Origin of the sequence: Neorhizobium lilium (assembly GCF_004053875.1) — a bacterium.
GTDB classification, from domain to species: Bacteria; Pseudomonadota; Alphaproteobacteria; order Rhizobiales; family Rhizobiaceae; genus Neorhizobium; species Neorhizobium lilii.
This window is the reverse complement of record NZ_SBIP01000001.1, coordinates 1306446-1313281: the sequence shown is the minus strand read 5'-3', so window position 1 is coordinate 1313281 and position 6836 is coordinate 1306446. Positions and strand designations below refer to the sequence as shown.

The following is a 6836-nucleotide window of genomic DNA, read 5'->3' as shown; positions in this document are numbered from 1 at the left end:
CCTGCGACGTCTATGTGCAGCCGATCAATTATCCGACGGTCGCCAAGAAGACGGAGCGGCTGCGCATCACGCCGACGCCGCTGCATACCGATGCCGATATCGAGCACCTCGTCTCGTCCCTCCACCAGCTCTGGTCCCGATGCGCACTCGCAAGACAGGTCGCTTGAGGGCAGGAGATGAGGCATAACGATCTTGCATAGCTGCCCTGCTTAAACCTGCCTATGATTTGAGCGATTTTACTGTATCTTCCTACTTGTCGGCTTGACCTACCTCCTCCCAGGAAGGGCCGATTTTGCAAAGATCCTTATCCTCCTCCCAAGGATCTTTGCCGGAGCAGCGGCATTCCTCCTCCCAGCTGTTGCTCTACTGTTTCAAGAAGCCTGCCGCACCTCCTCCCGCGGCAGGCTTTTTGTTTTTCAACTCCTTCGCAAGTACCTCTGCCGGCTGTCATGACGGATAAAACATGCTGTTGCCGTGACGCTCGTTTTATCCCAAAGTGAAAGCAAGCCGAAAGGGAGGAGAAAATGTATGTGACGGAGCGTCAGGCACAGATTATCCAGCAGGCCCGCTCGGCAGGTCGTGTGCTTGTCGAAGATCTTGCCGCCCAGTTTTCCGTGACGCCGCAGACGATCCGTAAAGACCTCAACGATCTGTGCGATGCGCAGCTTCTTACTCGCATCCACGGTGGGGCTACCTTTCCGCGCGGTACGGAGAATATGCGCTATGACGCGCGCCGCCAGATCGCTGCAGCGGAAAAGCAGGCGATTGGTGCCGCCGCCGCCGCAATCATTCCCGAGAGCGCTTCGCTTTTCATCAATATCGGCACAACGACCGAGGCTGTGGGTGAGGCCCTTATCGCCCATCGCAACCTCATGGTCATTACTAACAATCTGAACGTTGCCAACCGTTTGCGCGTTATTGACGATATGGAAGTCGTTATCGCCGGCGGTGTCGTGCGGCAATCGGATGGGGGCATCGTCGGCGAAGCTGCGGTGGATTTCATCCGTCAGTTCAAGGTGGATTACGCGGTGATCGGTGCATCGGCGATCGATCCAGACGGCGCCCTATTGGACTATGATTTTCGTGAAGTCAAAGTGGCGCAGGCGATAATCGCCAATGCGCGTCACGTAATCCTTGTTGCCGATTCGACCAAGTTCGAACGCACGGCTCCGGTGCGCATCGCCCAGATCAGTCAAGTGCACACTTTCATTACCGACCAATGTGATTCTCCCTCGATAAAAACGCTGTGCGAGCAAAGCGGCGTGAGGCTCGTAGAAGCTTTGATCGGAGAACCTCCGGTGGTCGCCTGACATTCGTTTGACATTCGAAATATTTTCGATTTAATGCCTGATAGTTTCGAATGACCGCCTCGGCACAGGCTGTCATATTTCGGCTCTGGGAGGGGCGAGTTCGGGAATGCACGACCTTTTCGTCATTGGTGGGGGGATCAACGGCTGCGGCATCGCGCGGGATGCGATCGGTCGCGGCTATTCCGTTGCTCTCGCCGAAATGGACGATTTTGCATCCGGCACCTCTTCCGGTGCGACCAAGCTGATTCATGGCGGACTTCGCTATCTCGAGCATTACGAGTTTCGCCTGGTGCGGGAATCGCTGATGGAGCGTGAGGTTCTCTGGGCCATGGCACCTCACATCATCTGGCCGATGCGTTTCGTGCTGCCTTACCAAAAGGGTGGGATAAGGCCTGCCTGGCTGATCCGGCTTGGGCTTTTCCTTTACGACCATCTCGGCGGTCGCAAGCTCCTTCCGGCTACAAGCGTCCTCGATCTTCGCAAAGACCAAGCGGGAAAGTCGCTGAAGGCGGTTTTTGCCAAAGCTTTCGAATATTCGGACGGATGGGTCGACGACGCGCGCATGGTGGTGCTGAGTGCCCGTGATGCGGCGGATCGCGGTGCCCTTATCATGCCGCGCACAAAGGTGGTTTCGGCCAAGGCAGAAAACGGCGCTTGGGCGATCGAAACGGTCGATGTGAACACCGGTTCCAGGAAAACCCATGAGGCGCGAATGCTGGTGAACGCGGCCGGTCCGTGGGTGGATCAGGTGATCCGCAGCGCCTTCGGCCAGAATGACGCGCACCATGTTCGGCTCGTGCAGGGCAGCCATATCGTCGTGCGAAAAAAATTCGAGGGGCCGCGGGCGTATTTCTTCCAGAACCCCGACAACCGGATCATCTTCGCCATTCCATATGAAGACGACTTCACGCTGATCGGCACCACGGATCGCGATTACACCGCCGATCCGAAGGATGTCCGCATCTCGCAGGAGGAGACGGTCTACCTCTGCAATGCGGCCTCGGAATATTTCAAGGAGCCGGTAACGCCGGCCGACATCGTCTGGACCTATTCCGCCGTGCGTCCGCTTTTCGACGATGGCGCGTCGAAGGCGCAAGAAGCCACGCGCGATTATGTACTGAAGGTCGAAGACGGGCAGGGCGCACCGCTGCTCAACGTGTTCGGCGGCAAGCTCACGACATCTCGGCGGCTGGCGGAACATGCTCTTGAGAAGGTCGCCGAGACGATCGGCGCCAAGGGTCCGGCATGGACTGCCGAAAGCCGCTTGCCGGGCGGTGATTTTCCGGTGCAAGGTTATGACGCAGAAGTTGCAAAGCTGAAGCAGCGGTATGCCTTCCTGCCGGAGCGGCTGGCCCGGCGGCTGGTACGGCGATATGGGACGCGCTCGGCCATGGTGCTGGGGAGCGCTGAGAAGATAGAGGATCTGGGGCGACAGTTCGGCAGCGATCTCTACGAGGCGGAGGTGCGCTACCTGATTGACCACGAATGGGCCATGAGCGCGCAGGACGTGCTTTGGCGCAGAACGAAGGAGGGCCTGCGTCTCACGCAGGAGCAGGCAAGGGATCTGGAGGAGTACATGGCCGCACAGCAGGTTAGCCTGGCTGTATAAAAGCGGCATGTTCCCGGTGTGAGGAGGCACGGGACGACATGTTGGAATTGCGCAACGCGGCAAAACTGGTGGGAGGTGACTATCATATTCACCCGACCAGCCTTTCGCTGTCCCGTGGCAGCTTGAACGTTCTGCTCGGGCCGACGCTCTCGGGCAAGACCTCGCTGATGCGGCTGATGGCAGGGCTCGACCGCCCCACGAGCGGAAGCGTGGTCTTTGACGGCGTGGATGTGACCGGCATGCCGGTGCAGAAGCGTAATGTCGCCATGGTCTACCAGCAGTTCATCAATTATTCGGCTTTCACCGTCTACGAGAATATTGCCTCTCCCATGCGCATCGCCGGCAAGGATTCCGCCACAATTGACCGGGAGGTGCGCAAGGCTGCCGAGTTGATGCGGTTGACGCCCTATCTCGACCGTACCCCGCTCAATCTGTCGGGCGGGCAGCAGCAGCGTACCGCACTTGCCCGCGCCCTGGTCAAGAATGCGAGCCTGGTGCTGATGGACGAGCCGCTTGCAAACTTGGACTACAAGCTGCGCGAGGAACTGCGGGCGGAACTGCCTAAGATCTTTGCCTTGTCCGGTGCTATCTTCGTCTATGCCACCACCGAGCCCCACGAAGCACTGCTGCTCGGCGGCAATACAGCGACCCTGCGTGAAGGCAGGATAACGCAGTTCGGCCCGACCATCGAGGTCTACCGCAAACCGGGAGACCTTGCGACGGCCAAGACCTTTGCTGATCCGCCGCTGAATTCGCTTGGCGTGATCAAGGCCAATGGCACTTTCCGGCACAGCGGCAGCGGAGACATGCCGGTGCCGGCTCATCTTGCGCATATCGCCGATGGGCCTGTGACGATCGCTTTCCACCCTCACCATCTGGCATTGGCCCCCCAGACGCCGAACGCCCCCCGTCTCAGGGCGCGGATTCAGATCGCCGAGATCACCGGGTCGGAAAGCTTCGTCCACCTCGATTTTGGCGGTGCGCGCTGGATCATGCTGGCGCCCGGCATTCACGACATCGACCCGGATACGCAGGTCGACATATTCCTCGACAGCCGGCACCTGATGGCTTTCCGCGAAGATGGTGCCGCCATTTCCACCCAAATGGCGGCGTGAGGGAACGAGAATGGCACGCATAACTCTCGATCACATCCGCCACGCCTACGGTCCGAACCCAAGTTCGGAAAAGGACTATGCGCTGCGGGAAGTCGATCATGAATGGGAAGACGGCGGCGCCTATGCGCTGCTTGGCCCATCCGGCTGCGGCAAGACCACATTGCTCAATATCATATCAGGCCTTCTGCATCCGTCGCATGGGCGCATCCTGTTCGGCGGCAAGGACGTGACCGACCTTTCCACCCAGGAGCGCAATATCGCCCAGGTGTTCCAGTTTCCGGTCATCTACGACACCATGACCGTCTACGACAATCTTGCCTTCCCGTTGCGCAACCGGAATGTCCCGGAAGCGGAAGTCGATCGACGCGTCCGCGACATGCTCGAAATCATCGACCTTGCCGACTGGTCGAACCGCAAGGCGCAGAGGCTGACCGCCGACCAGAAGCAGAAGATTTCGCTCGGCCGCGGCCTGGTGCGCAACGATGTCAACGCCATCCTGTTCGATGAGCCGCTGACGGTTATCGACCCGCATATGAAATGGGTGCTGCGCTCGCAGCTGAAGCGGCTGCACAAGCAGTTCGGCTTTACCATGGTCTATGTGACGCACGACCAGACGGAAGCGCTCACCTTCGCCGACAAGGTCGTCGTCATGTTCGAGGGCGAGATCGTTCAGATCGGTACGCCGGCCGAGCTATTCGAACGGCCGCGCCACACCTTCGTCGGCTATTTCATCGGCTCGCCCGGCATGAACGTACTGCCTGCCCGCCTGGAGGGTTCGAACGCGCATGTTGGCGCGCAAGCCGTGGCGCTCGATCATGCTCCGGACGTCAAGGCCGGTGACAGGATCGAGATCGGCATCCGCCCCGAGTTTATCCGCATCGGTCGCGAAGGCATGCCGGTGCGTATAAGCCGCGTGGAAGATATCGGCCGCCATAGGATCGTCCGCGCCGAGTTCGAGGGGCAGCCTATCGCCATTGTGTCGGCAGAGGGCGAGGACATTCCCGCAGAGGCACGGATCAGCTTCGACCCTTCTGCTGTCAATATCTACGCCAATTCGTGGCGCATCGGCGCAAAGGTGTGATGGATGGAAAAGACCTGGAATAACAAAGCCTGGTTTCTGGTTACGCCGGTGCTGCTGCTGGTGGCCTTCTCCGCCGTTATCCCGTTGATGACGGTGGTCAACTATTCGGTTCAGGACACGTTCGGCAACAACGAATTCTTCTGGGCCGGCACGGACTGGTTCGTCCAGATGCTGCATTCTTCGCGCTTCTGGGATGCGCTGGTGCGCAACCTGATTTTTTCTTTCGTCATCCTGCTGATCGAGATCCCGCTGGGCATCTTCATTGCGCTCAACATGCCCAAGCACGGCATCGGCGTGCCTGTGTGTCTCGTGCTGATGGCGCTGCCGCTGCTCATCCCGTGGAACGTGGTCGGCACGATCTGGCAGGTGTTCGGCCGTGTCGATATCGGGCTCCTGGGCCATGCGCTGGAGGCGATCGGGATCGACTACAACTACGTGCGTAATCCGAGCGACGCTTGGGCCACCGTTATCCTGATGGATGTGTGGCACTGGACGAGCCTTGTCGTGCTGCTCTGCTATGCAGGTCTCGTCTCCATTCCCGACGCCTATTATCAGGCAGCCAAGATCGATGGCGCATCGCGCTGGGCGGTATTCCGCTACATTCAGTTGCCGAAGATGAAGCGCGTGCTGCTGATCGCTGTGCTCCTACGCTTTATGGACAGTTTCATGATCTATACCGAACCCTTCGTGGTGACGGGTGGCGGGCCAGGCAACTCGACCACCTTCCTGTCCATCGATCTCGTCAAGATGGCGATCGGACAGTTCGACCTCGGCCCGGCCGCTGCCATGTCGATCATTTACTTCCTCATCATCCTGCTGATGTCCTGGGTGTTCTACACCGTCATGACCAGCAGCGATGCCGACGCCTGAGGGAGGAGAACCGATGGCCGCCAACCCGAAATACAAGCCTGCCGGAAACCTCTCCTGGCTCGTCTGCACGCTCTACATCGTCTTTCTGCTCTTGCCGATCTATTGGCTCGTCAACATGAGCTTCAAGGAGAATTCCGAGATTACCGGGGCCTTTGCGCTATGGCCGCACAGTCCGACGCTGCGGAACTACACGGTCATCTTCACCGATCCGTCCTGGTATAACGGCTACATCAACTCGATCATCTACGTCGCGCTGAACACTCTGATTTCGGTATCTGCGGCACTGCCAGCGGCCTATGCGTTCTCGCGCTATCGGTTCCTCGGCGACAAGCACCTGTTCTTCTGGCTGCTGACCAACAGAATGGCGCCGCCTGCCGTGTTCGCCCTGCCGTTCTTCCAGCTCTATTCCGCCTTCGGTCTGATCGACACCCACATCGCAGTGGCCTTGGCGCACTGCCTGTTCAACGTGCCGCTCGCAGTCTGGATACTCGAGGGCTTCATGTCGGGCGTCCCGAAGGAGATCGACGAAACCGCTTATATCGACGGTTACTCCTTCCCGCGCTTCTTCGTGAAGATCTTCATGCCGCTGATCGCGTCCGGCATCGGCGTCGCAGGCTTCTTCTGCTTCATGTTTTCATGGGTAGAACTGCTGCTGGCCCGCACGCTCACGACCACAGCGGCAAAGCCCATCTCGGCGATCATGACACGAACAGTCTCCGCTGCCGGCATGGATTGGGGTGTGCTGGCGGCGGCCGGTGTGCTCACCATCGTGCCCGGCGCGCTCGTGATTTATTTCGTCCGCAACTATATCGCCAAGGGCTTCGCGCTCGGTCGCGTGTGAAGGGGAGGGA

At 59.2% G+C, this 6836-nt stretch carries 7 protein-coding genes; all 7 read left to right on the top strand.

Annotated features, from left to right (window positions below; all coding sequences use genetic code 11):
- Positions 1-167 (top strand): aminotransferase class I/II-fold pyridoxal phosphate-dependent enzyme (locus tag EPK99_RS06110; protein WP_128442066.1); only part of this gene is annotated, 167 nt, incomplete at its 5' end.
- Positions 168-524: 357 nt separating this feature from the next.
- A complete protein-coding gene (locus EPK99_RS06105) occupies positions 525-1310 on the top strand; it encodes a DeoR/GlpR family DNA-binding transcription regulator (RefSeq protein WP_128442064.1) in 786 nt (261 codons plus the stop codon).
- Between the two features lie 106 nt (positions 1311-1416).
- On the top strand, positions 1417-2919 hold the full coding sequence (gene glpD / locus EPK99_RS06100; protein WP_128442062.1) for a glycerol-3-phosphate dehydrogenase: 1503 nt from the start codon (positions 1417-1419) through the stop codon (positions 2917-2919).
- Between the two features lie 38 nt (positions 2920-2957).
- On the top strand, positions 2958-4034 hold the full coding sequence (locus EPK99_RS06095) for an ABC transporter ATP-binding protein (protein ID WP_128442060.1): 1077 nt from the start codon (positions 2958-2960) through the stop codon (positions 4032-4034).
- Positions 4035-4044: 10 nt separating this feature from the next.
- The gene (locus tag EPK99_RS06090; RefSeq protein WP_128442058.1) at positions 4045-5115 is read left to right on the top strand and encodes an ABC transporter ATP-binding protein; all 1071 of its coding nucleotides are present in this window, start codon (positions 4045-4047) and stop codon (positions 5113-5115) included.
- 3 nt (positions 5116-5118) lie between these two features.
- Positions 5119-5985: a carbohydrate ABC transporter permease gene (locus EPK99_RS06085; protein WP_128442056.1), complete on the top strand. Its 867-nt coding sequence runs from the start codon at positions 5119-5121 to the stop codon at positions 5983-5985.
- Between the two features lie 13 nt (positions 5986-5998).
- Positions 5999-6826, top strand: a complete 828-nt coding sequence (locus tag EPK99_RS06080) for a carbohydrate ABC transporter permease (protein WP_128442054.1) — start codon at positions 5999-6001, stop codon at positions 6824-6826.
- Positions 6827-6836 lie beyond the last annotated feature (10 nt).